Annotated in this window: 17 protein-coding genes; 6 read left to right on the forward strand and 11 right to left on the reverse strand. The window is 69.0% G+C overall.

From position 1 onward, the window contains the following. Positions 1-58 precede the first annotated feature (58 nt). Both CAP_RS44865 and CAP_RS17680 read left to right on the forward strand, forming a co-directional pair. Positions 59-3,538, forward strand: a complete 3,480-nt coding sequence (locus tag CAP_RS44865) for a DUF2169 family type VI secretion system accessory protein (protein WP_197041228.1) — start codon at positions 59-61, stop codon at positions 3,536-3,538. Positions 3,539-3,577: 39 nt separating this feature from the next. After that, positions 3,578-4,579 (forward strand): DUF2804 domain-containing protein, encoded by a 1,002-nt coding sequence (locus tag CAP_RS17680; RefSeq protein WP_044242607.1) that lies wholly within the window; start codon positions 3,578-3,580, stop codon positions 4,577-4,579. Positions 4,580-4,611: 32 nt separating this feature from the next. Here the strand turns inward: CAP_RS17680 and ligA are convergent, their stop codons facing one another. Next, positions 4,612-6,609, reverse strand: coding sequence for an NAD-dependent DNA ligase LigA (gene ligA, locus CAP_RS17685; RefSeq protein WP_044242484.1), 1,998 nt, complete (start codon positions 6,607-6,609; stop codon positions 4,612-4,614). Positions 6,610-6,634: 25 nt separating this feature from the next. After that, complete coding sequence (locus tag CAP_RS17690; protein WP_197041229.1) at positions 6,635-7,123, reverse strand: NUDIX hydrolase; 489 nt, start codon at positions 7,121-7,123, stop codon at positions 6,635-6,637. 150 nt (positions 7,124-7,273) lie between these two features. Between CAP_RS17690 and CAP_RS50535 the strand changes: the two genes are divergently transcribed. After that, complete coding sequence (locus tag CAP_RS50535) at positions 7,274-7,843, forward strand: hypothetical protein (protein WP_156040897.1); 570 nt, start codon at positions 7,274-7,276, stop codon at positions 7,841-7,843. A 43-nt stretch (positions 7,844-7,886) separates the two neighbouring features. Beyond that, a complete protein-coding gene (locus CAP_RS17700) occupies positions 7,887-8,705 on the forward strand; it encodes a carbon-nitrogen hydrolase family protein (RefSeq protein WP_044242487.1) in 819 nt (272 codons plus the stop codon). A gap of 65 nt (positions 8,706-8,770) precedes the next feature. Here CAP_RS17700 and CAP_RS53710 read toward each other — a convergent pair whose 3' ends face one another. The 3 genes from CAP_RS53710 to CAP_RS17715 all read right to left on the reverse strand — a co-directional run bounded on the left by CAP_RS53710 (position 8,771) and on the right by CAP_RS17715 (position 13,895). After that, on the reverse strand, positions 8,771-9,127 hold the full coding sequence (locus tag CAP_RS53710; protein WP_269324391.1) for a helix-turn-helix domain-containing protein: 357 nt from the start codon (positions 9,125-9,127) through the stop codon (positions 8,771-8,773). A 504-nt stretch (positions 9,128-9,631) separates the two neighbouring features. Next, positions 9,632-11,584, reverse strand: a complete 1,953-nt coding sequence (locus CAP_RS17710) for a DNA gyrase/topoisomerase IV subunit B (protein ID WP_044242491.1) — start codon at positions 11,582-11,584, stop codon at positions 9,632-9,634. A gap of 1 nt (position 11,585) precedes the next feature. After that, on the reverse strand, positions 11,586-13,895 hold the full coding sequence (locus CAP_RS17715) for a DNA gyrase/topoisomerase IV subunit A (protein WP_231511540.1): 2,310 nt from the start codon (positions 13,893-13,895) through the stop codon (positions 11,586-11,588). 468 nt (positions 13,896-14,363) lie between these two features. On the opposite strand from CAP_RS17715, the gene bamA reads away from it, so the two are divergent. Together bamA and CAP_RS17725 are read left to right on the forward strand one after the other, a co-directional pair. Beyond that, positions 14,364-17,036 (forward strand): outer membrane protein assembly factor BamA, encoded by a 2,673-nt coding sequence (bamA, locus tag CAP_RS17720; RefSeq protein WP_156040898.1) that lies wholly within the window; start codon positions 14,364-14,366, stop codon positions 17,034-17,036. Between the two features lie 89 nt (positions 17,037-17,125). Next, positions 17,126-17,908: a rhomboid family intramembrane serine protease gene (locus CAP_RS17725; protein ID WP_044242496.1), complete on the forward strand. Its 783-nt coding sequence runs from the start codon at positions 17,126-17,128 to the stop codon at positions 17,906-17,908. Between the two features lie 63 nt (positions 17,909-17,971). Here CAP_RS17725 and CAP_RS17730 read toward each other — a convergent pair whose 3' ends face one another. The 6 genes from CAP_RS17730 to rsmA form a co-directional block, all read right to left on the reverse strand. Beyond that, the gene (locus CAP_RS17730) at positions 17,972-18,322 is read right to left on the reverse strand and encodes a hypothetical protein (RefSeq protein ID WP_156040899.1); all 351 of its coding nucleotides are present in this window, start codon (positions 18,320-18,322) and stop codon (positions 17,972-17,974) included. A gap of 11 nt (positions 18,323-18,333) precedes the next feature. Continuing rightward, a complete protein-coding gene (gene rpoD / locus CAP_RS17735; protein WP_044242500.1) occupies positions 18,334-20,256 on the reverse strand; it encodes an RNA polymerase sigma factor RpoD in 1,923 nt (640 codons plus the stop codon). 126 nt (positions 20,257-20,382) lie between these two features. Next, positions 20,383-22,386 carry a DNA primase gene (dnaG, locus tag CAP_RS17740; protein ID WP_044242501.1) on the reverse strand — a complete coding sequence of 668 codons (2,004 nt, stop codon included), beginning with the start codon at positions 22,384-22,386 and terminating at the stop codon, positions 20,383-20,385. Between the two features lie 132 nt (positions 22,387-22,518). Then, a complete protein-coding gene (atpC, locus tag CAP_RS17745) occupies positions 22,519-23,076 on the reverse strand; it encodes an ATP synthase F1 subunit epsilon (RefSeq protein ID WP_044242504.1) in 558 nt (185 codons plus the stop codon). Positions 23,077-23,083: 7 nt separating this feature from the next. Further along, positions 23,084-24,508, reverse strand: a complete 1,425-nt coding sequence (gene atpD, locus CAP_RS17750) for a F0F1 ATP synthase subunit beta (protein WP_044242505.1) — start codon at positions 24,506-24,508, stop codon at positions 23,084-23,086. Between the two features lie 158 nt (positions 24,509-24,666). After that, on the reverse strand, positions 24,667-25,479 hold the full coding sequence (gene rsmA / locus CAP_RS17755) for a 16S rRNA (adenine(1518)-N(6)/adenine(1519)-N(6))-dimethyltransferase RsmA (protein ID WP_231511541.1): 813 nt from the start codon (positions 25,477-25,479) through the stop codon (positions 24,667-24,669). Positions 25,480-25,516: the final 37 nt, after the last annotated feature.

Below are 25,516 nucleotides of genomic sequence, written 5' to 3' on the forward strand. Positions count from 1 at the left end.
GCAGATTCCGCCGCCCCTGAAGGTCGTTCCCCTGCAGCCGCTGTCCTGTGGCCGCGCCATGTGGCGCGTGGGAGGCGTGCTGCGGGCGACGGTGTTCGCCAAGGCGACGTTCGCCCTCGCAGACGGCAGGGATGCGTGGCCGATCGCGCCGCAGGAGCTGGTCCAGCAGGATCGCTACCGCGACGGAGATCCCGGCCGGGCGCTCGTGGAGGCCTGCGAGACGGTGCCGTACCTGCCGAGCGCGGGGGTGGTGCTGACGGGGCACGCGTGCGCGCCGCCAGGGCAGACGGCGACGGCGGTGGTGGCGCGGCTCGCGGTCTTCAGGGATCAGCGGCTGCTGGAGAAGTCGGTGTACGCCTACGGGGATCGTTCACCATCCTCGGCGAGCCCGCAGCCGTTCCGGCAGATGCCGCTGGTCTACGAGCGGACGTACGGCGGTCCGGGGTTCCCGGAGAACCCGGTGGGGGTGGGGGCGCCGGGGTCCTCGGGGCTGCCGAACCTGGTGGATCCGTCGGATCCGCGGCGGCCGACGTCGTTCGGGCCCATCGCGCCGACATGGGGGCCACGGGCGCGGCTGCTGGGATCGAGGCCGCGGCCGGTGCTCGGCGCGCCCGTGGTGGAGTACGCCGAGGGGCTCGACTGGCGGTACTTCCACGCGGCGCCGCCCGATCAGCAGATGCCCTTCCTGCGGGGAGACGAGTGGCTGGTGCTCGACGGGATGAACGCGGCTGCGGCGCGCCTGTCGTGCCGCCTTCCGACGGTGAGGGCCCTCGGGCGCTACTACCTCATCAGCTCGCGCGGCGTGAGCGAGGGGGCCCCGGTGGAGTTCAGCGCCGACATGCTGCACATCCAGGCCGATCAGCAGGTCTGCAGCGTGGTGTGGCGGGCGCAGGTGCCGGCGCAGGCGCTCTCGGCGGGCTGCGCGATCCGGGTGTTCGTGGGGCTGGAGACGCCGAGACAGCCGGTGACGTGGCCCGATCCGGAGGACCTGGTGGTGACCCAGGATGAGCGCTCGTCGGTGAGCATCCCGGTGCCCGCGTCGTTCGCGGCCCAGGTGCGGCCGCCGACGGTCGTGCCGCCCGTTCCGGCCGCGAGCGGTGCAGGGGCTGCGGGCGTCGGGGGCGCTGCGGGCGCTGCGGGTGGGTCGATCCCGCCGCCCGAGGTGCCGACGCCGCCGCCGCGCGCGACGTGGACGACGGTCGACAAGGAGGTGACGGCCGCGGTCTCGGTGGACGACCTCCGCAAGCCCGCGAGCGGCCCTTTGCCGGTGCCGCCGCCCCGCACGGGGTTGCCTCCGCAGGGAGCCGCGATTCCAGGGGCTCCGTGGAGCGGGTCTCAGCCACCTCCGCGCGGCAGCGAGCAGGGGGCGGGGGCGCCCAGGTTCGTTGCGCCCGGACCCCAGATGCCCGCGGGGGTGCTGTCGCTTTCGGAGACGGTGGTGGCGCCGCGCGCGCGGCAAGAAGCGGGGACGCTGCCGCCGGGAGCCTTCAAGGGTTCCGCGCTGCCCTTTCAGGCTGGAGAGGCCGGGGGCGCGAAGGCGATCGGCGGCGCGGAGGAGACGACCGAAGACGGGACGCTGCCGCACAACACGCGCGCAGGGGCTGCGGCCAGCGGGCTGCCGTTCGTACAGCGTTCCAGCAAGGCGATGCAGACAGGGCCGATCTCGTTGCCGGCCGCGGGGGTGCCTCCCGGAGGAGGCGCTTCCGTGCTGCCATTCGGGCAGGGGCCCGCCGCGGGCGCTGGCGCGGGTGCGCCCGTGCCGCCTCCGCGGGTGGCGCCGCCTCCAGCCGGGGGTGCCGGGGGTGGGGCGGCGTCCATGGCCTCGGGGGAGATAGATCTGGGGATGACGGCGCCTCCCAGACCGAGCCCGCTGCGGGATGTCCTGCCCTTCCACCGGACCGGGGCGGGCGCAGGGAGGGGGGCTGCGCCCGGGCGGCCCGAGACGACGTCCGGGGTTGCTGGTGCGCGGCCGCCGGAGATGGTGAAGCCCCCGGAGTCGGTGCGGTCCGAGGTGGTGAGGCCGCCGGACGTGGTGAGGCCGCCGGATGTGGTGACTCCGCCCGAGCCGGTGAGGCCGTCCGTGCTACCGCCGCCGTCGTCGCGGGGAGAAGGGCCGCCCTCCGGAGGAGGTGGCGTGCCGGCACACGTCGAGGGACCGCGCTTCGGTCTGGGGACGTCGTTGCAGCGGATGTCGACCGGGCAGGGGAGCGGCCTGGCGCCTTCGGGAAGCGACGCTGCCCCGGTGCCGCCGCCGCTGGTGCCGCCTGTGCCGGGCGATCGTGGGGCGGAGGCGTCGGTCCTGCCCGCTGCGGGGCGAGCCGCGGAGGCCAGTGCAGGGGCCGCTGCCGGAGGTGCCGGGGGAGAGATCGGTGCGGGAGAGGCAGTAGCTCCCGGGCAAGCCGGGACGCCAGTGCCGGTGTCTCCCGCGTCGGGGGTCGGGGAGCGTGAGTCGCCGCTGCGGGCGGAGATCGCGGCGCGGGTGCGCGCCGGACAGGCGATCCACGATCTGCGGCTCGCCGAGGCGGATCTGGAAGGGGTGGACTTCCGCGGGGCGGTGCTGTCGCGCTGCGATCTGAAGGGTGCCCGCCTGGTGCGCTGCGTGTTCGCAGGGGTGCGAATGAGCGAGGTGCAGCTCGCGGGGGCGGATCTGACCGAGGCCGACCTGACGGGGGCGGATCTGACGGGCGCCGACCTGTCACGCGCAGTGCTGGTGCGCGCGCGTCTGGATGGGGCGCGGCTCGGGGATGCGAACCTCGGCGGGGTGCGTGGGCAAGGGGCGACGTTCACGGGGGCAGGGGCCTCGCGGGCGACGTTCGCGCGGGGAGTGTGGGAGGGCGCTTCGTTCCAGGGGATGGACGCGCCGAGCGCCGACTTCAGCGGCGCGGTGCTGGACCAGGCGAACTTCAAGGAGGCGACGCTGACCGAGGTGAACCTGGAAGACGCGCGCGGGACGGGGGCGATCTTCGATCGGGCGCGGATGCCCGACGCGCGCGCGCAAGGGGTGGTGCTGGAGCAAGGTTCGCTCTCGGGCGTGGTGGCGCCGCGATCGCAGTGGGACGGTGCGACGGTGCGGGCCTGCTCGCTGGAAGGGGCCGTGCTGGAGGGGGCGAGCCTGCAGCGGGTGACGTGCACGGAGTCGCGGCTGCGCGACGCGGACCTGCGGAAGGCGAACCTGCAGCGGCTGAGCGGGGACCGGGCAGATCTCGGGGGGGCCAACCTGGAGGGGGCCGATCTGCGGCAGGCGCGGCTGCGGGAGGCAGGGTTCGAGGGCGCGAAGCTGAACGGGGTGGCGGCGGGGAAGGCGGATCTGGTGGGGAGCCGCTTCACGCGCGCGGATCTGTCGGGCGCCGTACTGCGCGCCGCGAAGCTGAAGGGGGCGGATCTGTCGCACGGGGTGCTGGAAGGGGCCGACCTCCGGGACGCGGATCTGGAGGGGGCCGACATGCGCGGGGCCTCGCGGCAGACCGCGAAGCTGAGCGGGGCGAACGTGCGGGGGCTCGTGGAAGACGCGCCGGGCGGTTCGGGGGAGTCGGGCTGAGGGGCGCACTCCAGGAGCAGCGCGGGTATGCTGGGCGCGATGCGCTCGCTCCTGCCTCCTCCCGATGCTCTCCTCGACCACGGCACGTCCGCGCTCCGCACCGGCTCGTTCCGCGGTGGCCTGCCTCGTCTGGACTTCGCGCAGCTCGCGCCGGGCCGGATGATGCGGATGACGCGTCAGAAGCGGTGGCTGTATGTGTCGATGGTCGCGGACGAGGTGATGGTGACGGTGGCGCTGGTGCGCCTCGGGTACGCGGCGAATGCGTTCGCGTTCGTCTACAGCCGCGGCGAGGGGCGGATGCTTGCGGACCGGAAGGCACTCGGGCTGCCGTTGACAGCGCGGGTGTCGGACGAGCCTGCGCTGCTCGTGGCCGAGGGGAGGCTGCCCGGGGCGAAGGTCTCGATGGGGCGCCGTAGCGCCGGGGAGGCGCTGAAGGTGGAGGCGAGGGTGGGCGAGGTGGAGGTGTCAGCCTCGCTCGATGCATCGGGAGCACCGCCGCCCATCGCCGCGATCGCGATGCTGCCCGAGGGGAGGGCGGTGGCCACGGAGAAAGGGGCGCTGCTCGCGGTGCGCGGAGAGGCGCGGGTCGGGGGGCGGCGGTTCTCGCTGGACGGTGGGCTCGGGGGGTACGACTACTCGAACGGGCTCCTGCCACGCCGGACGGTGTGGCGCTGGGGGTTCGCGCTCGGGCGGGCGCGCAGCGGGGAGCGGGTGGGGCTGAACCTGGTGGAGGGGATGTCGGGGGCGGCGGAGTGCGCGCTGTGGGTCGACGGAGAGATCGAGCCGCTCGCCGAGGGGAGGTTCACGTCGGTGCCAGGGAAGCCGCTCCAGCCGTGGACGGTGCGCACGGAGGATGGCGCAGTGGACCTGCGGTTTGCGCCCGGTGGGGCGCACGAGGACAACACCGACCTGCGCTTCCTGCGCGCGCGGTTCCTCCAGCCTGCGGGGACGTACACGGGGACGATCCGCAGGGCGAATGGGCGGGTGCTGGAGATCGACGAGGTGCTCGGCGTGACCGAGCTGCAGGACGTGCTCTGGTGAGGGGCACGCCGGGCGCGGTCGGGGGGTCCTGATCAGGAGGCGCCGGCGGCGCGGCGCTCTTCGATGAGCTGATCGAGCTGCTCTTCGGTGATGAGCTTGGTGCCGTATTTGCGCGCCTTCTCGGCCTTGCTGGAGGTGGAGCTGGTGTCGGCGATGATGAGGTAGTTGAGCTCCTTGGTCACCGAGCCGAGGACGCGGCCACCGTTCGACTCGACGAGCTGGGTGAGTTCGCCCCGTGGGCGGGTGCCCGAGCCGGTGAAGCAGAAGGTGAGGCCGCCGAGGGGGCCCTCGGCCGCGGTGGTGACGGGCTGGATGCCGCCGGCGATGAGCCTGTCGATCTCGTCTTTGCGGGCGGCGAGGCCGCGGGTGATGTTGGCGGCCTTGATGGCGCCGAGGCCCGGAATGGCCGCAAGCTCGGCCTCCTTGGCGGCGCGGACCTTGTCGAGGGTGTCGTGGCCGGCAGAGACGAGGAGCCGCGCGGTCTGCAGGGCGAAGCCCTCGATGCCCAGCGCGGTGAGGAACACCGGCAAGGTGAGCGGCAGGCGGCTCTGGATCTGGTCGAGGCACTTCTTTGCGATCTTCTCGCCGCGCCGTTCGAGATCGGCGATGTCCTTCACCTTGAGCTTGTAGAGGTCGAGGGGCTCGCGCAGGTGCCCCGCGGCGACGAGCTGCTCGATGAGCTTGTCGCCCCACTCCAGGGCGCCGATGGCGTCGATCCAGTTGTGGATCCTGCCCTCGATGAGGGCGCGGCAAGAGGCGTTGCGGCAGAGGATGTACTCGCCCTCGGTGACGAGCGCCCCGCTGCAGACGCCGCAGGTGGTGGGGGGCTGCGCGGCAGGGCCGTGCTTCTCCACGACCTCCTCGACGTACGGGATGACATCGTTGCGGCGCGAGACGAGGACCTCGTCGCCCACGCCGAGCCCGAGGGTGCGCACGTTGGCGGCGTTGTGGAGCGAGGCGCGCTGGACGACGGCTCCGGCGAGCTCGACGGGTTCGACGATGGCGACCGGGGTCACGCGGCCGCTGGGGCCGGTGTCCCACTGGATGGCGACCACCTTGGAGACCTTGGCGGGCGAGGCGAACTTGAAGGCGACGGCGCCGCGAGGCCGGCGGTTGAGATCCCCGAGGACGGTCTGGAGGTTGAGCGAGTCGACGTAGACCACGAGGCCGTCGATCTCGTAGTCGAGCGCGCCGCGCAGCTCGCTGCCGTACTTGCGGTAGAGGTCGATGACGTCGTCGAGCGTGCCGTGGGCGGAGCGCGGGGTGGCGAAGCCGAGCTCTCGCAGCCACTCGAAGCGCCGGCGGCAGGTGGGGATCTCCGCGTGCTCGGCGACGTCGTAGAACATCACCGTGCAGCGCTCGGCGCCCTGCCCGTCGAAGCGCTTCGAGAGGCCCGCGGCCATGTTGCGGGGGCTCGTCACGCCGGGGAAATGGGCCTTCATGTCCGAGAGGCGGAGGATGATCTCGCCGCGTACGGAGAGGTGGCCCCGCTCGCGGATGCGCGCGGGGACGCCCTTCATGCGGGCCACGTTGGCGGTGATGCGCTCGCCCCATTCGCCGTCGCCGCGGGTGATGGCGTCGACGAGCTTGCCGTCCTTGTAGAGGACCTCGATGGAGATGCCGTCGAGCTTCTCGGCGACGAACAGGTCCGAGGCCACGGGGGCGTGCGGCTCCTTGCCGAGCAGTTCTTCACACCGGGCGACCCAGGCGCGGAGTTCGTCCTCGTTCACGACCTTGTTGAGCGAGCCCATGGGGATCTCGTGCCGCGCCTTTTCCCACTCGGTCACCAGCGCGCTCGATCCGACGCGGGCGAGGACCGGGTGGGTCGGGTCGAGGGCGCGTAGCTCGTCCTCGAGCGCGTCGTAGGCGGCGTCGGAGATCTCGGTGTTGCCCGCGTAGTAGCTGGCCCGGTAGCGCTCGACGCGCTGGGCGAGTTCGTCGATCCGCGCGCGCTGCTCGGCGTTGCTGTCGAGGCCTCCCTGGAGGGAGGCGGGCCTGGGCTGCGCCGCGAAGAGGTTCCCTTGTTTCATCGTGTTCTCGCTGTTCGGTCGGGCGTCATTCGAGGATGGGTTCGCCCTCGCCGCGCCGCGCTGCGGCGAGCAGGTCGGTCATGCCGAGGGCGATCTCGGAGGGAAGCTCGTCGTCGCGGAACAGGCGCACCTCGCGGATCTCCAGCGGGTTCACCGGTTTCCGGGTGGGCTCGGCGATGTCCGCGGTGACCAGCACGGTCACGGCATGGAAGCGGATGTCTCGATCGGGCCGCGAATACACGCCGACCAGGCGGCCCACGGTGGCGCCGACGACCCCGGCCTCTTCTGCGAGCTCCCGGACGACGCAGGAGCGCAGCGTCTCGCCCCACTCCAGGGTGCCGCCAGGGAGCCCCCAGGTCCCCGTGTCGCCGCGCCGGACGAGGAGCCAGCGGCCATCGGAGGTGCGCGCGGCCGCCGAGACACCGACGACGGGCCGCCGGAGCAGGGCCTTCGCGACTTCCTTGGCGAGACCCATCACGGAGCGCGGCAAAATCGAGAGAGGAGCAAAGGGCATGAGAATTCCAGGTGAGGGGGCGGAAGGATAGTGAGGTTCGCCAGGAACGGCGAGAGGGAGCCGGCTGCTTTCCCGGGCTTCCCTCGTCCAGGCGTCCGCTTGAGGCGCGTCGAGGCGCCGCCGAGGCCAGGGTTGGGTAGTCTCGTCTCCATGAGGACGTCGCGGAGGGTCTGGCGGGGGGCTGCTGGGGTGGTCCTCGTCCTGTGGGGGTGCGACGGTGGCGACGGGCTCCCGCCGCCGCGGGGCAGCGAGGGGACCGCGGCGACGAGCGGCGGCACCACCACGACCAGCACGACAGACACGGCGGGACCGGCGAACGTGTGCGAGTGCGCCGCAGCGACCAGCGGCGCGCGGGTGGCGTGCGGGGACTGCGTGAACGCGGCCATCGCGCCGGGCGCCCCCTGCAAGGAGGCGGGGGATGCGTGCGACAACGCGGGGTGCACTGCGATCAGCCTGTGCGTCGGTGACTGCGACGGGGATGCGGCATGTCAGCGCGCGTGCCTGTTCCCGGACGTGGAGGGGCCGGAGCACGCGCTTTACCGGGAGGTGCTCGCGTGCGCCTGCGCGCAGTGCGGGAGTGCGTGCACAGTCCCGGAGCCGCTGGAGTGTCCTGCGTGGGGCGAGGGAGGCGGGGGCGGCACGGGAGGTGGCGGAAACGGCGCGGGAGGTGGAGGGATGGGCGCTGGAGGGATAGGAGGTGCAGGAACTGGAGGGGCGTGAGGGGTGGTCGTGCAGTGACGGTGGGGGGTGATAACGTCGACGCATGGTGAAGCCGGTCATCTGGGGAGCCGTCCAGCTCTCCAGCCAGGGCGATGTCTCGGAGAACCTGGAGCGTGTGACCGTGCTGGTGAACGAGGCCGTGCGGCGCGGGGCAAGCACCGTGGTGCTCCCCGAGAACTTCGCCTACATGGGCGATGAGGAGGGCAAGTGCGCTCTCGCCGAGGACCTGGATCCAGGCTTCGGTACCATCGCCGTGCGGCTCTCAGCGCTTGCGCGATCCGCCGGGGTGACGCTGGTCGCGGGCGGCTTTCCGGAGCGATCCGGAGATGCCGTGCGCCCCTACAACACGTGCGCGGTCTTCGGGCCGGACGGCGCGCTGCGGGCGCGGTACCGGAAGATCCACCTGTTCGACGTGGAGACCTCCGACGGCACGCGCTACTGCGAGTCTGCTTCCACGATGGCCGGGCGCGAGCCGGTGGTGGTCGAGGTCGATGGACTGCGGCTGGGGCTCTCGATCTGCTACGACCTGCGCTTTCCCGAGCTCTACCGGGCGCTGTCCACCGCGGGAGCCGAGGCGGTGGTGGTGCCGGCTGCGTTCACGCTGCTGACGGGGAAGGATCACTGGCAGGTGCTCTTGCGGGCACGTGCCATCGAGGCGCAGGTGTACGTCATCGCAGCGGCGCAGTGGGGGAGGCACCCGCGAGGCCGTGCGACGTACGGCAAGAGCTGCATCATCGACCCTTGGGGCGAGGTGATCGCGCAAGCGTCGGAGGGGGAGGGCGTCGTGACGGCAGCGCTGGACCCGGCGTATCTTTCGAGGGTCCGCGCGAGCCTGCCGGCGCTGGAGCACCGCCGTCTCTGACTGGACTGCAAACCGCCGCGAGGCCGCGGCCCGCCGCGGGGCGTGTCGGTGAGATGCCGGTACGTTCAGCCCTGCTGACGCGAGGGCTGGGACTCGCTGCATGGGGCAGCTTCTGCGCCCTCTGCGGCGGCGCGCTTGGCGAGGAGCGAGCGCAGCTCGGCCGGCCTGCGGAACCCGACGCGGCGTGCGACCTCACCCTCGCTGAGCCCCTCGCGCAGCAGGACGCGCGCGCGCTCGGCGCGGACCTCGTCGTAGTACGTGTGGGGCGAGCGCCCGAAAGCAGCCCGGAAGAGGCGCGCGAAGTGGAACTCGGACAGGTCCAGGTCGAGCGCCACCTCGTACGAGCGGATGCGCTGGCCCGACTCTGCAGCCTGGCGGATGCGCTCACGGCCGAGCTGAAGGCGCTCGGGGGTGCTCCTCAAGGGAGCGGGGGCGGGACGCGGCGGCAGGGGTGCCAGAGGCAGCACGGGCACGCGGGCTCCTGCGGCGTTGGGGGTTGGCAAGCGGAGTCGACCCTCGGGGGAGATGTGCGTTGCCGGGGGTGCGATCCGATGGGACAGAGAAAGCGCGTTGGTCACAGCGTACCTCTCCAGCGTTGGGGCCAGCCTCGGCAGCGCCGTGCTGGTCGTCCTGGAGCAATTGCAACGGTCAGGCCGTGACACCAAAAAGCGGCGCGCAGCGGGGTAGATCCGCAGGAATCACGGCGGGTGAGCGGCGCCCGTCGCAGCGGACCATGCTCTCGATGCCATGGGGGTGTGGCCGTCAGTTCACGCGATCGCGCGCGCTCTGTCGTGGCTCGATCGCGACGAGCACTGCAGTGCGCATCTCGATGCGCACTGTGATGCGCGACAGCGGTGTGGTGGCGGGAAATGCGGGGATCGGTGTTGGACGAGGCGCCGCGGGCAGGGATTCAGAGGAAACGACGGTCAGACGTCGATTTCTGCGCCCGCTGCGCGATCCATGATGAAACGGAAGCGGGCCTGGGGATCCTTGCCCATCAGCTCGTTGAGCACCCTGTCGGTCTCCAGCTCCCCTTCGATCACGACCCGCAGCGCGCGGCGGCGGCGCGCATCGAGCGTCGTGTTGCGGAGATCCTCTGCCGGCATCTCGCCGAGGCCTTTGAACCGCGAGATGTCCACCTTCACGCTTTTCGGCAGCTTCGCGAGGATCTTGTCGCGCTCCGCGTCGTCGAGCGCCCAGTAGGTCTCCTTGCCGGCGTCGATCCGGTAGAGGGGCGGCTGCGCGAGGTAGACGTGGCCTCCACGGAGGAGCCCGGGAAGGTGGCGGTAGAAGAAGGTGAGGAGCAGGGTGGCGATGTGCTGGCCGTCGCTGTCGGCATCCATGAGCAGGAAGATGCGGCCGTAGCGCAGCTTCGAGATGTCGAAGTCCTTGCCGACGCCGCAGCCGAGCGCGCTCACGATGTCCTGGAGTTCGCGGTTGCCGAGCACCTTGGAGGTGGACGCTTGCTCCGCGTTCAGCACCTTGCCGCGGAGGGGGAGGATCGCCTGCGTCCTGCGGTCGCGGCCCTGCTTCGCGGAGCCACCTGCGCTGTCACCCTCCACCAGGAACAGCTCGCTCTCGCCCGGGTCCGTCGACGCGCAATCGGCGAGCTTTCCCGGCAAATTGAGCCTGTGGGACACGGGCGTCTTGCGCAGCACCTGCGCCGTGGCTTCCCGGCGTGCCTCACGGGCACGGGCCGCCAGGATGGCGCGCATGACGATCGCCTCGCCGGATGAGCCGTTCTCCAGGAGCCACTGCTCGACGGCAGGTCGCACGGCGCCTTCCACGGCCGGAGCGGCTTCGGTGTTGTTCAGGCGATCCTTGGTTTGCCCCTGGAACTGCGGATCCGGGAGGTAGACCGAGAGCACGCCCACGGTGCCTTCGCGGATGTCGTCGGCGGTGAGGGTCACGCCCTTGGGCTGGATCTTCTTGGCATCCATGAAGGCGCGCACGGCCTTCACGATGGCGCCGCCGAAGCCCGTCTCGTGGGTCCCGCCCGAGTGGGTGGGGATTCCGTTGACGTAGGAGCGTACGTAATCCTCGGTGGATTCGGTCCATTGCAGGGCTGCTTCGATCTTCATGACCCTCGGCTCGGGGCTTCCCATGCCGTCACTGCGGAGGGTCGCCTCGCGGGAGATGAAGAACAGGTTCGGGTGCGTGACCGGCTTGCCGCGCTGGGCGATCAGCTTGGGGAGGAAGTCGGCGATGCCGTTCGGGTGCGAGAACTCGGTGGACTCACCGATCGCGTCGTCGTGGAAGACGATGGTCAGGCCCGCGTGCAGGTAAGCCTTTGCTTCCAGGCGCTCGCGGATCTGATCGGCGTTGAAGCGCGCGCTCTTGCCGAAGATGAGCGGGTCGGGGCGGTAATGGACGATGGTTCCGTGCTTACGGGTCTGCGCGACGCGCTTGAGCTTCGAGGTGGGCTCGCCGCGCGAGAACGTCTGGGTGTGCTCGGCGCCGTCGCGCATGACGCGGATCTCCAGAAGCTCCGAGAGCGCGTTCACCACGCTCGAACCCACGCCGTGGAGCCCGCCCGAGACCTTGTAGTTCGAGCTCGCGAACTTTCCGCCCGCGTGGAGCGTGCAGAGGATGAGCTCCAGCGCGGGGCGCTTGTACTTGGGGTGGATGTCCACGGGGATGCCGCGGCCGTCATCTCCCACAGTGGCGCCCTGGTGGTCGGCGTCGAGGCGCACCTCGATCCGGTGAGCGAACCCGTTGATGGCCTCGTCGACGGCGTTGTCCACGATCTCCCAGAGGAGGTGGTGGTAGCCGCGTGCGTCGGTGCCACCGATGTACATCGCCGGTCGCTTGCGGACGGGCTCCAGTCCCTCCAGGACCTCGATGTCGGCGGCCGTGTACCTGGGTGTCGTCGCTGCCATGTCAGCTCACCTCCAGCGTCGGCGCCACGACGGGGGAGGGGACCACCCGGGCGAAGCGGTCGCGCTTGACGATCTGCTGCCCCTTACCCCCGCGAGAGCCGGCGATCTTGTCGGCGCGGAGGTCCATGACCTTGCCCTTGTCCGTCTCGACCGTGATGACATCTTTGTGCTCAAGCGCGAGCACAGCGCCGAGCAGGCGGTCCCCCTCCTCGACCTTCATGAGGATCGAACCCTTGCCGGGCCCGGAGAGCGCGGTCAGCTCGGAGACCGGGACGCCGATGGCGTAACCCTCGCTCGATGCGCAGAGGACCATGTCCTCGTCCCTCACGCCCGAGGGCAGCACGGCGAGCACTTCGTCCCCGTCGTTGAGCCGGGCGAAGCGGCGGCCGGCGCGGGTGGAGGGGTCGCGGTGGGGACGCAGCGAGAAGCGGAAGCCGAGGCCACCTCGGGTGACCGCCACGGCGAACGGGGGCTCCGACTCGGTGGCGTCCTCTGACGGAGCAGGCACGTCGAGCGCGCGCGGGTCGAACGAGTACATGGCGACCATCCGCTCTCCGTCGCCGAGCTTGAAGAGCTTCTGTACGGGGTCGCCGTAGCCGCTCGACGGCTGCACGTCGTGGATCCTGCAGACGTAGCAGGAGCCGAGGTTCGAGAAGAACGCGATCGAGGCGCGGGTCGAGCCAGCCACTGCCGCGAGGACCGTGTCGCCGTCACGGAGGCGGGTGGTGGAGAGATCCTTCACCTCCCGGACGCGCTTCACCCAGCCCTGCGCCGAGAGGATCACGTTGGCGTCCTCGGCGATGATGAAGTCCTCTTCCTGGTACTCGGGCTCGTCCACGGCGCCAACGATCTTGGTGCGCCGGCGATCCGGGTAGGCGCGCTTGACCTCGAGCAGCTCGTCGCGGACGAGCTTCCAGCGCTGCGTGTCGCTCTTGAGGAGGGACTCCAGCCGGGTCGCCTCGGCGCGCTTCTCGGCGAGCTCTCGCTGCACCACCAGGATCTCGAGCCTGGCGAGGCGGTAGAGCCGCAGCTCCAGGATCGCATCGACCTGCTCGTCGCTCAGCTCGAACCGCTTCATCAGCTTCTCGGCTGCGTCCGCTTTGCCCTCACTGCGACGGATGATCTTGATGACCTCGTCGAGGGCGTCGAAGACCTTCTCGAAGCCCTCCAGAATGTGGATCCGCTGGCGCATCTCGCCGAGCTGGAACTCGGTCCGGCGGGTGACCGTGACGTTCCGGAACTCGAGGAAGCTCGACAGGGCCTCGTGCAGGCCGAGGCGTCGTGGCGTCGCGACGTCGGGGTTGTCCGTGGGGACGAGGCAGGTGAGGTTGACCTGGATGTTGATGGCGAGCGGGGTGTGCTTGTAGAGGTACGCCATCACGAGCTGCGGATCGCTCGCGCGCTTCAACTCGAGGACGATGCGCACCTCCTCCGTGGACTCGTCGCGGACGTCCATCAGCGCGGGCAGCTTCTTCGAGAGGATCACGTCCGCGATCTTCTCGACGATGGCCTTGCGCTCGATGCCGTACGGGATGGAGGTGATGACGAGCTGGGGCGCGCCGCGCTTGTCGTCTGGCTCCTCGATCTGCCACTCGCCCCGGAGCTTCAAGGAGCCCTGGCCCGTGGTGTACACCGCTTCCAGCTCCTTCTTCGTGGCGTGGAGCTGACCACCCGTCGGGAAGTCCGGGCCCTTCACGTGGGTCAGGAGCCGCAGGTTGCTGAGATCCGGGGTGTCGATCAGGGCGACGCAGGCATCGATCACCTCGCCGAGGTTGTGCGGCGGGATGCTCGTGGCCATGCCGACGGCGATCCCCTGCGCTCCGTTGACGAGGAGGTTGGGGAACCGGGACGGCAGCACGATCGGCTCGGAGCGGGTGCCATCGTAGTTGGGGCGCCAGTCGACGGTACGCTGGCCGAGCTCGGAGAGGATCTCCATGGCCAGCGGACGCAGCTTCGCCTCGGTGTAGCGCATGGCCGCAGGAGCATCGCCGTCGATGGACCCGAAGTTCCCGTGGCCGGAGACGAGCGGTGCGCGCATGACGAAGTCCTGCGCGAGCCGCACCATGGCGTCGTAGATCGAGGCGTCGCCGTGGGGGTGGTACTTGCCCATGACGTCGCCGACGACCGCGGCGCTCTTGCGGAACTTGGCGTCCGGCGCGAGGCGCAGGTCGTGCAGCATCGCGTAGAGGATACGTCGCTGTACGGGTTTGAGGCCGTCACGTACGTCGGGGAGCGCGCGCGAGGTGATGACGCTGAGGGCGTAGTTCAGGTAACGACGCTGCGCCTCATCCGCCAGCGAGGTGTCGTGCACTGGCGGAGGGGGCTCACTTCCGCCCGGCGGGCGGCCGCCCCTGCGGCCCCTGCGCGGGGCTTCATCGTCATCCAGCGGTACAGGTTGCGAGCGAGACACACCTGGCTCCTTGGCCGCCGGTCGCGAAGGTGCACCGGCGTTCAGGTAGAAGGGGGACGAGGGCATTACCCACGGAGGGCTGCCTGGTCAAGGTTCGGTGCAAGGCATCATGCGCTGGATGGCGACGAGATGCCGTAGGGCCGTGTGCAGGCGGCGTCGGAGGGATGACCGCGCTGTAGGTGTGGACGGCTAGCACGAGGTGGACGCCTTGGGGTGACGCCTCGGTCCGGAGCGCCTCAGCTCGGCCTCAGCTCAGAGGATGCGGCGGATTCGTGCGTTTTTGCGTGGGGTTGAACGACCGCCCCTTGAGACGGACCGCGCGCTGGGCTACGCGGGTGCGCCTTGTACGAGACCGGGTTCCGTTCACAGATGCTCTCCCGCCGTGCGAAGCGGCTCATCTGGCTGTGGTTCGCGCTGTGGTTTGCGCTGTGCTCCGCGATGCGCCCTCTGCCGGCGGTCGCGCAACCAGTCCCGCAGCCGGGCGCGCAGCCAGCTCCCACGCCTCCGGCTCCCGCACCGAGCGGCGAGGGAGGTGATGAGGGGGGGCAGGGTGCACCCGCTGCTGCGCCCAGCGCTCCTGCGCCTGGCGCGCTTGCCCCAGGGCCCCAGGGAACCGGCGCCCAGGGGCCGGCAGCGGGGGATGCGCCCGAGTTCACGGATACGCTCCCCCCCACAGAAGGGGAGCAGGCCCGCGGACAGCCGGTCGCCAAGGTCGTCATCGCCGGCAACCGGCGCATCTCGACAGAGGACATCTCCGCTTACCTGGGTCAGATCCGTGTCGGCCGCCCCTTCACACCCGAAGGCCTGTCCCGTGACGTCCGGGAGCTGTGGGATTCAGGGTTGTTCGAGGACGTCGAGATCGACCTCACCCGTCGCGACGAGGGCGTTCATCTCCGTCTGCTCGTCCGCGAGCGGCCGAGCATCAAGGCCATCGAGTACAAGGGCAACAGCGAGGTCGACGAGGAAGACCTGACCGAGGCGCTCTCCGCGGAGGTCAAGACCGGCACCATCCTCAGCTATGCGGCCATCCGCAGGGGCGTCCAGAAGATCCGCGACAAGTACGCGGAGGAGGGCTACTTCCTCGCCGAGGTCGAGTTCGAGGTCGTCCCCCAGAAGGACAACCAGGTCACGCTGCGCTTCACCATCAAGGAGCACGAGCCGGTCACCGTCCGTCGGATCACGTTCATCGGAAACAACAACGTTCCCGATGCCGAGCTGCGTGAGGTGATGCTGACGGGTCAGGACAGCCTCTTCAACTTCGGCACGGGCGGGCCTTTCCGGCAGGACGCCTTCGAGCGCGACGTGCTGGTGCTCAACGCGCTCTACTACGATCGCGGCTTCCTCTCGGCGCAGATCGCGACCCCGCGGGTGATGCTGACACCCGACCGTACGGGCATCGAGGTGACCGTCGCCATCAACGAGGGGCCGCGATACCGCATCCGCTCCTTGCGCATCCAGGAGAGGGACGCAGATGGCCGCGAGATCGAGCCGCTGGGTGGGCGGCGGCGGCTGCGGGAGATGGTGAGGGCCAAGCAGGGTGACTGGTTCAACCGCGCCGAGCTCGCCAAGGATCTCGCCGCCGTCCAGACCCTGTACCGCGATGAGGGCTACGCCAACGTGGAGGCGGTGCCGGACACGCAGCTCGACCCGGAGCAGCGCGAGGTGGACATCTCGGTCACGGTGCGCCGCAACCAGCTCGTCTACTTCGGTCGCATCGAGATCCGGGGCAACACGAAGACCCGCGACAAGGTCATCCGTCGCGAGATGGAAATCTACGAGACCGGGCTGTTCAGCGAGACGAAGCTCGAACGATCGAAGCGCCGCATCACGGCACTCGGCTACTTCGAGCGGGTAGACATCTCCACCGAGCAGGGTGACGACCCGAGTCACGTGAACGTGTTCGTGGAGATCGGCGAAAAGCCGACCGGCACGTTCCAGATCGGCGCCGGGTTCTCCAGCATCGAGAACTTCATCGCCACCGCCCAGGTTCAGCAGGCGAACCTCTTCGGCAACGGCCAGTCGCTCGCAATCCAGGCCCAGATCTCCGGGCTCCGGCAGCTCGTCGACGTGCGGTTCATCGAGCCGTACCTGTTCGACAGCCGCTTCTCGGGGTCGATCAACGTTTACGATCAGCTGAGGATCTACGATCAGTTCTCGCAGACCTCGATGGGTGGGTCGCTCACCCTGGGCTATCCGATCATCGAGCCGCAGCTCCGGGCCTCGCTGGCGTACACGCTCGAGAGCAACGAGATTTCCACCTCGACGACGTCGACGTTCCTGGGGACTGCCTCCGCAGTCTCCGTCTTCCAGCGCCTGCCGCTGGCAAACCTCTTCAACGACGGGGTGACCTCCAGCATCCGCCCCGCCCTCACCTACGACACCCGCAACAACCAGCTCTTCCCCACCGCGGGCATCTACCTGCAAGGCTCGGTGGAGCTCGCCTCGAAGTACCTGGGCAGCGACAACCAGTTCTGGCGTTACCGGACCACCGCGCGGTTCTACTACCCGATCACGGACAGCATCGTCATCAAGCTGAACTCGGAGGCAGGCCTGGTGACGAGCCCCGATCCGACGGGAGTGCCGATCTTCGCCCGGTTCTTCCTGGGCGGCATCTTCGACGTCCGCGGGTTCTACCTCCGCAGCATCGGACCGCGGTTGCCACTCCGGGCGACGCTCGACGAGAACTCACCGCCGATATCGAACGGGGCCAACATCGGCGGCAACCTCATGTACTACCAGAACCTCGAGTTCGAGTTCCCCATCATCGACGCCGTGCAGATCCGCGGCGTGGTCTTCACGGACCTCGGCAACGCCTGGAACCTCGAGCAGCTCTACTGCAACGCCGCTCCAGCTTCGCCGTACGACGCCTCGAACCCCTGCTTCACGTTCTCGCGCCTGCTCAACGTCCGGACCTCCTGGGGCTTTGGCATCCGCTGGTTCTCTCCGCTGGGTCCGCTCCGCTTCGAGTGGGGTTTCCCCTTCGCGCCGCTGCCTTACGAAGAGAGCAACCGCTTCGAGTTCACCATCGGCAACTTCTTCTGACCTCGCGCCGGGCGACGCGCGGACCAGGAAGCATCTATCCAGAGTGCTAGCAGTTGCCTGAGGCGGCTGCGGCAGTACGCTGAAGAGCGATGGACGTGCATACGGCGCCACGGTTCCCGCGGCCAGGGAAGGGCCTCATTGGGGTGATGGTGGCCGTCACCGCCCTCTGGGTGATGTTTGCCATCGGCCTGAACTTCGCCGGGGTGAGCCAGGCGGTGTGGACGCCCTTCGAAGGCAATGTCGACAAGATCCTGAGCGGACAGATCTGGCGGCTGGTCACCGCGCCGATGCTTCACAGCGTGCGGGACCCCTGGCACTTCCTGAGCACGGTGCTCGGCCTGTACTTCCTGGGTACGCCCCTGGAGGAGCGCTGGGGGTCACGGCGGATGCTGGCCTTCCTGTTCGCTTCGGCGGCCTTCGCCAGCGCAGCCCAGGTGCTCGTGGGGACCCTGATCCCGCACATCGCGCAGCCCGTGTTCTACGGAGGGCTGGGGATGGTGGAGGCGGTCGCGGTCGCCTGGGCACTGGCCCACCGAAACGCCTCGGTGCGTCTCTTCTTCGTCCTGCCGGTGAGCGGGACGATGCTCCTCGTGTTCGTGTTCGTGATGTCGGTGCTCAACGTGATCGCGCTGCGCGCCCCTCAGGAGGGTCTCATCACACCCTTCGGGGGCATGCTGGCTGGCTGGCTGTTCGGCGATTTCTCGCCGGTTCGCCGCTACTACCTCAAGCTGCGCTTCAAGCAGCTCCAGGGGCAGTCGGAGGCGCTCCGGCGCCTGCCGACGTCCTCATCGCGGGGGCGTTCGGGCCCGCCGTTGCGCGTTCTGCCTGGGGGGCAGAAGTCGCCGCCCAAGGACAAGCGCTGGCTCAACTGAGGACTCGGGGCAGGGGTAGGGGACGTCACCCCTCGGTAGCGAGTCCAGGCCCTGGTCAGTAGCTCAGGGTCTGGCGCACTTGCTGAGCTGCTCGAGCGAGGTAGCCCCGAGCAGGCAATCCAGCTCTCTCTGGGCGACGCGCTTCCCCGTCAGGTCGCGTTTGCACTCCGCCATCCAGTCCGTGACGAGGCGCTCTTCCTCGCTCAGGAGCAGGCCTGAGGCCTTCGTCCCGGCCGTGCCCTGTGGAGGCGCCGCCTTGCGGATCTCCTCGTTCCACGCGCGCTGCAGGCGCTCACCGACCATCTGGCAGTCGCTGTCGGTGATGGTCTTGCCGCACCCCGCTGCCACCAGGCTGGCGCCGCACAGGACCAGCAGGTGGCGAAGGGGAACGAGGTGCGAGGTGCGGTGGCGCATCCCCGACATGCTCAGCTATCGATGAAGCTCTTGAGCTGCTTCGAGCGGCTGGGGTGCCGCAGCTTCCGCAGGGCCTTCGCCTCGATCTGGCGGATGCGCTCGCGGGTAACTTCGAAGTCCTGGCCGACTTCTTCGAGGGTGTGGTCGCTCTTCTCGCCGATGCCGAAGCGCATCCGCAGGACCTTCTCCTCGCGCGGCGTCAGGGTCTTCAGCACCTTCCGCGTCTGCTCCGCGAGGTTCATGTTGATGACCGCGTCGGCAGGCGAAATGATGCTCTTGTCCTCGATGAAATCGCCGAGGTGCGAGTCTTCCTCCTCGCCGATCGGCGTCTCGAGGGAGATCGGCTCCTTGGCGATCTTGAGGACCTTCCGCACCTTGTCGAGCGGAAGCTCCATCTTCTCGGCGATCTCTTCGGGAGTCGGCTCGCGCCCGTACTCCTGCACCAGGTAACGCGAGGTGCGGATCAGCTTGTTGATCGTCTCGATCATGTGGACCGGGATGCGGATCGTCCGCGCCTGGTCGGCGATGGCGCGGGTGATCGCCTGCCGGATCCACCACGTGGCGTAGGTCGAGAACTTGTAGCCGCGCTTGTACTCGAACTTGTCCACGGCCTTCATCAGGCCGATGTTGCCCTCCTGGATCAGGTCCAGGAACTGCAGGCCGCGGTTCGTGTACTTCTTCGCGATGGAGACCACGAGGCGGAGGTTGGCCTCGACCAGCTCGGCCTTGGCCTTCTCGGCCATCCGCTCGCCTTCGCGGATGTTCTCGTAGGTCCGGCGGATCGCCTCGACGTCGATGTTGAGCTCCTCCTCGACCTTCTTGAGGCCCTTCTGGGCGTTCTTGATGGTCGCTTCCCACTCGAGGAGGTCTTCGCGCGTGACGTTGAGCTTCCGCGCCAGGCGAGCCTCGGCGATCCGGTTGCCCTTCACCTTGGCGAGTTCGCGCTTGATCTCGCCCTTGGAGAGGCCCGTGCGCTTCTCCAGCTCGGTGGCGCCCGCCTCCGCCTTCTCGACCTTGGAGATGAGGCCTTTGAGCTTCTGGACGATCTTGTCGATCGTACGCTTGTTGAGCCGCATCTCTTCGAGCGTGGTGACCAGCTCCCCGTTGACCTGGGAGATCTCCGCGTCGATCTGCTTGCGGCGGCTGTCGGCCTTGACGCCTTCCTTGCGCTCGTCGAGCAGCTCCGCCTTGCGCTTGTCGAGGCGCTTCACCTTGTCGATGAGGCGGATGATGCGGCGGTCTGCCTCCTCCTCGTCGAACTCCTGATCGTCGTTCTCCGCGTCCTTGATGATCTCCTTGACGCGGATCTTGTGCTTCCGGAGCTTCTCGCCGAGATCGATGATCTCCCGCACGGCGATCGGCGAGTCGAGGATGGCGGCATTTACCTTCTGCTCGCCGGTCTCGATCCGCTTGGCGATCTCGACCTCACCTTCGCGCGTGAGCAGCGAGACGCTGCCCATCTTGCGCAGGTACATCCGGACGGGATCGTTCGACTTGGAGTAGTAGTCGACGTCCTCTTCCTCGCGGTCCGAGGTCAACAAGAGCTTCTTGTCGGAAGCCTCCTCGTCCGCGATGCGCTTCGGGGCGATCTTGACCTGGGTCGCGCCGTCGACGATCTCGATGTCTTCGTCGCCCAGTGCGCCGACGACGTCGTCAATCTGGTCGGGGGAGACATCGGGGGGCAGGGCGTCGTTCACCTCGTCGTAGGTGAGGAAGCCTTTGCTCTTGCCGGTCTCGACGAGCTTCTCCAGGGCCTTCCGGTCCTTCTCCGCCCTCTCGGGGCGCGCCGCCCCTTCCGGCTTGGAACCACCGCGGAGTCCACCGGTGGCCAGCGACTCGCGCGCCGCTCCACCCTTCGCGCCGTTCGCGGTCCCGCCCGCGCCCTTTGCGACTCCGCCTGCTCGACCAGAAGACTGCTTGGCCTTGCTCGCCATTACCTCATGCTCCATTGGTAGCGGCTCGGCTGCCGCCCCACAGGGACTCCAAATCCACTGGCAATAAATAAAGGATCACGTGAGCGTCTTCAGCAGGCTGTCCCTAAGGAAAGTGGCTGGGACGCTTCAAGAAAGACCGAGCTTCTCCCGTGCTCGTCGTTGGACTTCTCGCAGCAGAGATTCCTCGGAAGCGACGTCCCCCATCGTCTCTCCCTTTTCGAGCTGGTGCACTACGGCGGCGTTCGCGCGTTTCAAGGTCAGCCGCCTCAACTTTCGTGCATTCTCAAGGAGTTCTGCCCTCGCCTCGTCCGCCCCCTCGAACCCTGGTGCGGCGAGACGTCCAGCCGCGAATGAATGGATCGCGCTTGAGATTTGCGCAAGAAATTCGTCGGCGGCAAGCCCCTTTTCGGGAATGAAGTGCCGACGCGCCGCAACAACCGCGAGGGCCACATCCCCTTCGAGGACCTCCAGGGCTGGCATGACCTCCAGGTCGACGAGGAGCTCCGGGAAGTCCAGCACGGCACCCAGGATGGCGCGACGTATCTGTTCCTCGCGTGAAAGGGGGGGCTCGGGAGCAAAAGCATGATCCGGGCCATTCGCCCTGAAGTCGTTGGGCCCACCGGCTCCTGATCCCCCTGACTCCTGTCGCCAGCTTCCTTGAACGCCTCGACTACGGGGACCACGGGCAAGTGCGTCGTCCACGATGCGCTCGAGCTGTCGTAGGTCCGTGGGCGAGCGGCCGCTGATGACGAGCTTCGAGGATACGCGATCTGCGTAGAGCTTTCCCATCAACCGCAGATCCATGTCGTCCTCCTCGGAGAGGAGAGACGCGACGGCTTTGATGCGCGCCATCTGGTCCGGGAGCGAGGCCCCCCGGAAGCTGTTGTCTTCGAGCGTCTCATCGATGAGGTGTTCGAGCAACCCGCGCGCACCGCTCACGAGGCGCTCGATGGCTTCGGGCCCCTTTTGTCGCGCGAGTTCGTCGGGATCGAGCCCCGCGGAGAGCACCGCGACGCGCGCATTCAACCCAGCCTCACGGCAGGGTGTGCGCGCAGCCCTGGTGGCCTTGCGGCCTGCTGCATCTCCATCGAACAGGAGCACCACGGAGGGGGCGAATCGCTTGATGAGGCGTGCCTGCGCCACCGTAAAGGCCGTCCCCAGGGGGGCGATAGCATGCGCCACGCCGCGCGCGTGGAGCGCGACCACATCGAAGTTGCCCTCCACGAGGATGGCCTCCCCGCGCTGCCGGATGGCGTGGCGTGCCTGGTGCAATCCGAAGAGGTGCTCCCCCTTCTTGTAGATGGGCGTCTCGGGGCTGTTGATGTACTTCGCCGGGGCATTGTCGGCGTCCGCGGAGGGGCCCTGCAGCTTCAGCGCCCCGAGTTCTGCGGGCGTCGGCTCGGGCAGGGAACGACCGCTGAAGGCGATCACCCGCCCCATCACATCCGTGACCGCGAACATGAGCCGGTGGCGGAACCGATCGTAGTAGCCGCTGCCCGAGGAGCGAGGGACGAGAAGCCCGAGGCGCTCGGCCTGCAGCGTCGAGATGCCTTGCTGCCTCAGGTAGTTGCCCAGCGCATCCCACCCGTAGGGCGCATACCCTACCCAGAACGCTTGCAGTGCGTCGGCGATGGGGCTCGTGACCTCGCCCTCGTGCGGGAGGGGGAGACCGCGTCGCGACAGCTCTTCCCGGGCGTAGCGCGCAAGGGGGTGAGGCGGTGAGGCGGGCCCTCCCCGGAGCTGGTGCACGAAGAAGCTCGCGACCTGCCGGTTGACCTCGTAGAGATCCTCCTTCGCCTTGCGGGCGGATTGAGCCTCGCGGCGCTCTGCATCCGTGAAGGTGTCGACGATCTCGATGCCCGAGCGCTCCGCGAGGGCGTGGATGGCCTCCACGAAGGTGTTCCCGTCGATCTTCATCACGAAGTCGACGGCGCTGCCTTTCTCCTTGCACCCGAAGCAGTGGTAGAAGCCGCGCTCCGGGTTGACGTGGAAGCTCGGGCTCTTCTCCTTGTGGAACGGGCACAGGCCCACGAAGCTTCGACCCCGGCGCGTCAGGCGCACCGTCTCGCCGATCAGGGCGACGAGGTCGGTCCTCTCCTTGACGAGTGCGATCGTCTCCGGCGAGATCATGTCACCCCACGAGCGACGGGGGCGAGCCCCTGCCCGTCCTCGCTCCCCGCAGTCTTCTGCGGTGGAGCTTCACGCGCAAGGGAGGAGCGAGCGACTTTCAAGGGTCTGTGGCGAGCGGGGACGTTCGGAGGACTACTTGGTTTCGGGGAAGGGGGAGCCCGGCTTCTTGTGGTCGGTCAGGCTCTCGTCGGGCTCCGACGACGCCGCCAGTTCGTCGACTGGCGGCGGTTCGGCGTGGTCTGCGAGGAAGCGCGTGTCTTCGCGGACCATGGGAGGAGGCGGATCGCCAATGAGCTCGAGCTCCGTGGCCAGCCACTGCTCTTCCTCGATCAGCTCGCGGCGGCGGTGATCCGTTAGCTCGCCTTGCCAGTGGTCGAGTTCCGCATCGACCTCCTTCAGGCGCATGCGGGTCTTCACCACGTCGACGTCCTCCGCTCGGGCGAAGCGCTCGGTCAGGAGCAGCGCGACGTCGTTGGCCACCTCCACGAAGCCATGGTGGACCGCCAGCCGATGGGCATGGCCGTCCTGGTGGTAGGTCACGAGGCCGGTACGCAGGGCCGCGAGCAGCGGCAGGTGGCCCGGCAGCACGCCGAACTCTCCTGCCACGCTGGGTGCCGTGACATCGGTGACCCGCTCCCGAAGGGCCACGCCCGTCGGGGTCACGATCTCGAGCAGGATCGTCTCGGCCATGGTGCGCTCAGGCCGCCTTCCGCGAGGCGCGGGCCTTCACCTCGTCCATGCCGCCCGCCATGTAGAAGTCCTGCTCGGAGATGTGGTCGAGCTTCCCCTCGAGGAGCTCTTCGAATCCCGCGATGGTCTCCTTGAGGGGGACGTACTTCCCGGAGCGGCCCGTGAACTGCGCGGCGACGAAGAAGGGCTGCGACAGGAACTGCTGGATCCTGCGGGCACGGGACACGGTGAGCTTGTCGTCCTCGCTGAGCTCGTCCATGCCGAGGATGGCGATGATGTCCTGCAGATCCTTGTAGCGCTGCAGCGTCTGCTGCACGCGACGCGCCACCCGGTAGTGCCGGTCGCCCACGATCTGGGGATCGAGCATCGTCGAGCTCGAGTCGAGCGGATCCACGGCCGGATAGATGCCGAGCTCCGAGATCGCGCGCGAGAGCACGGTCGTGGCGTCGAGGTGCGCGAACGCCGTGGCCGGAGCGGGGTCGGTGAGGTCGTCGGCAGGGACGTAGATCGCCTGGACGCTGGTGACCGAGCCCTTCGTGGTCGAGGTGATGCGCTCCTGGAGTGCGCCCATCTCGGTCGAGAGGGTCGGCTGGTAACCGACGGCGCTGGGGATACGTCCGAGGAGCGCGCTCACCTCCGAGCCCGCCTGGGTGAAGCGGAAGATGTTGTCGACGAAGAGCAGCACGTCCTGGCCCTCCTCGTCTCGGAAGTACTCGGCGACCGTCAGCGCCGAGAGGGCGACCCGGGCACGCGCGCCCGGCGGCTCGTTCATCTGACCGTAGATCAGCGCGGCCTTCGAGATGACGGGCGCGCCGCTCTCGAGCTTCGACTCGCTCATTTCCAGGAAGAGGTCGTTGCCCTCGCGGGTGCGCTCTCCGACGCCGGCGAAGACGCTGACGCCGCCGTGGGCCTTGGCGACGTTGTTGATGAGTTCCTGGATGAACACCGTCTTGCCGACGCCTGCGCCGCCGAACAGCCCGATCTTGCCGCCCTTGCGGTAGGGCGCGAGCAGGTCGATGACCTTGATGCCCGTCTCGAAGATCTCGACCTTCGTGGCCTGATCGATGAAGGCCGGCGGCTCGCGGTGGATGGGGGCGAAGCGCTTGGCGTTGACCGGGCCGGCCTCGTCGACGGGGGCCCCGACGACGTTGAGGATGCGGCCGAGGCACTCCTCGCCGATGGGCATCATGATCGGGCTGCCCGTATCACTGACCTCCATGCCCCGGGTGAGACCGTCGGTCGAGTCCATCGCGATGGTGCGCACCGTGGACTCGCCGAGGTGCTGCGCGACCTCGAGCGTCAGGTTGTGCGCCTCCGACGAGATGCTCGGGTTCGAGACCTTGAGTGCATTGAGGATCTTCGGGAGCTGACCCGGCGGAAAGTCGACATCGACGACCGGGCCGATGACCTGCGTGATCTTACCGACGACCATGGAGCTGGAGCCTCCTGAGGGGATGGCCGCACATTGCGCGGCCCCGGACTGAACGCAAAGCGTCGGGCGGGCCACTAGCATGAGCCTGAGCACATGACTAGGGGGGTCGCATGGGGCGCGTTCGCCGAGCGCACAGGGCACTTGGTCGGCGCTCGACCTCACCGGGAGTAGCGCGCCGCAAGCCTCGCGAAATCCTCGACATCCAGCGTCTCGCCGCGCACATCCAGCGAGATCCCGGCCTCCTGCGCGTGGCTGGCAAGCTCCTCCGCGCTCCACCCGTAGATCCCGCGCCACGCATTCCGCAGCGTCTTTCGGCGCGCCCCGAACGCTGCCCGCACGGCGAGCCGGAATGCCTCCGTCTCGTTGGCGCGCCTCGGCCGGATGGACGTGAGCACCACCACCGCCGAATCCACCGCGGGGCGAGGGTAGAACGCGCCAGCGCGGGCCGTGAGCAGGCGCTTCACCTCGAAGGCGGCGCGCACGAAGACGGTGAGCGCGCCGTAGGCATCTCCACCAGGCGGCGCGAGGAGGCGCTCGGCGACCTCGAGCTGCACCATGAACACGGCCCGGTCGATGTCATCCGCGACCTCCGTGGCACGCTCCAGCAAGCGACCGGTGATCTGGTAGGGAAGGTTCCCGGCGATGACCCATGGACGCGCGCCGCCGGCGCTGGCGAGCGCCGCGAGCCAGTCGACCTGCGCGGCGTCTGCTTCGAGGATCTCCAGGCGCCCTTCCTCGACGGGGGCCTGGAAGTCCTCCCGCAGGATCGGCGCGAGATCGCGGTCGCGCTCCACAGCCACCACCTTCCCTGCCCGGGCGAGCAAGGGTCGGGTCAGGGCGCCGAGACCCGCGCCGATCTCGAGGACGGTCCCGCCGCCGGGCGCCGCAGCCGCCTCCGCGATCCGCCGCGATGCCTCCTCGTCGACCAGGAAGTTCTGACCGAAGCGCTTCTTCGGGGCGAGACCGCGCACCCTCAGACGTTCTGCGACGGATCCGGAGGCACTGCTG

The organism is Chondromyces apiculatus DSM 436 (assembly GCF_000601485.1).
Lineage (GTDB): Bacteria > Myxococcota_A > Polyangia > Polyangiales > Polyangiaceae > Chondromyces > Chondromyces apiculatus.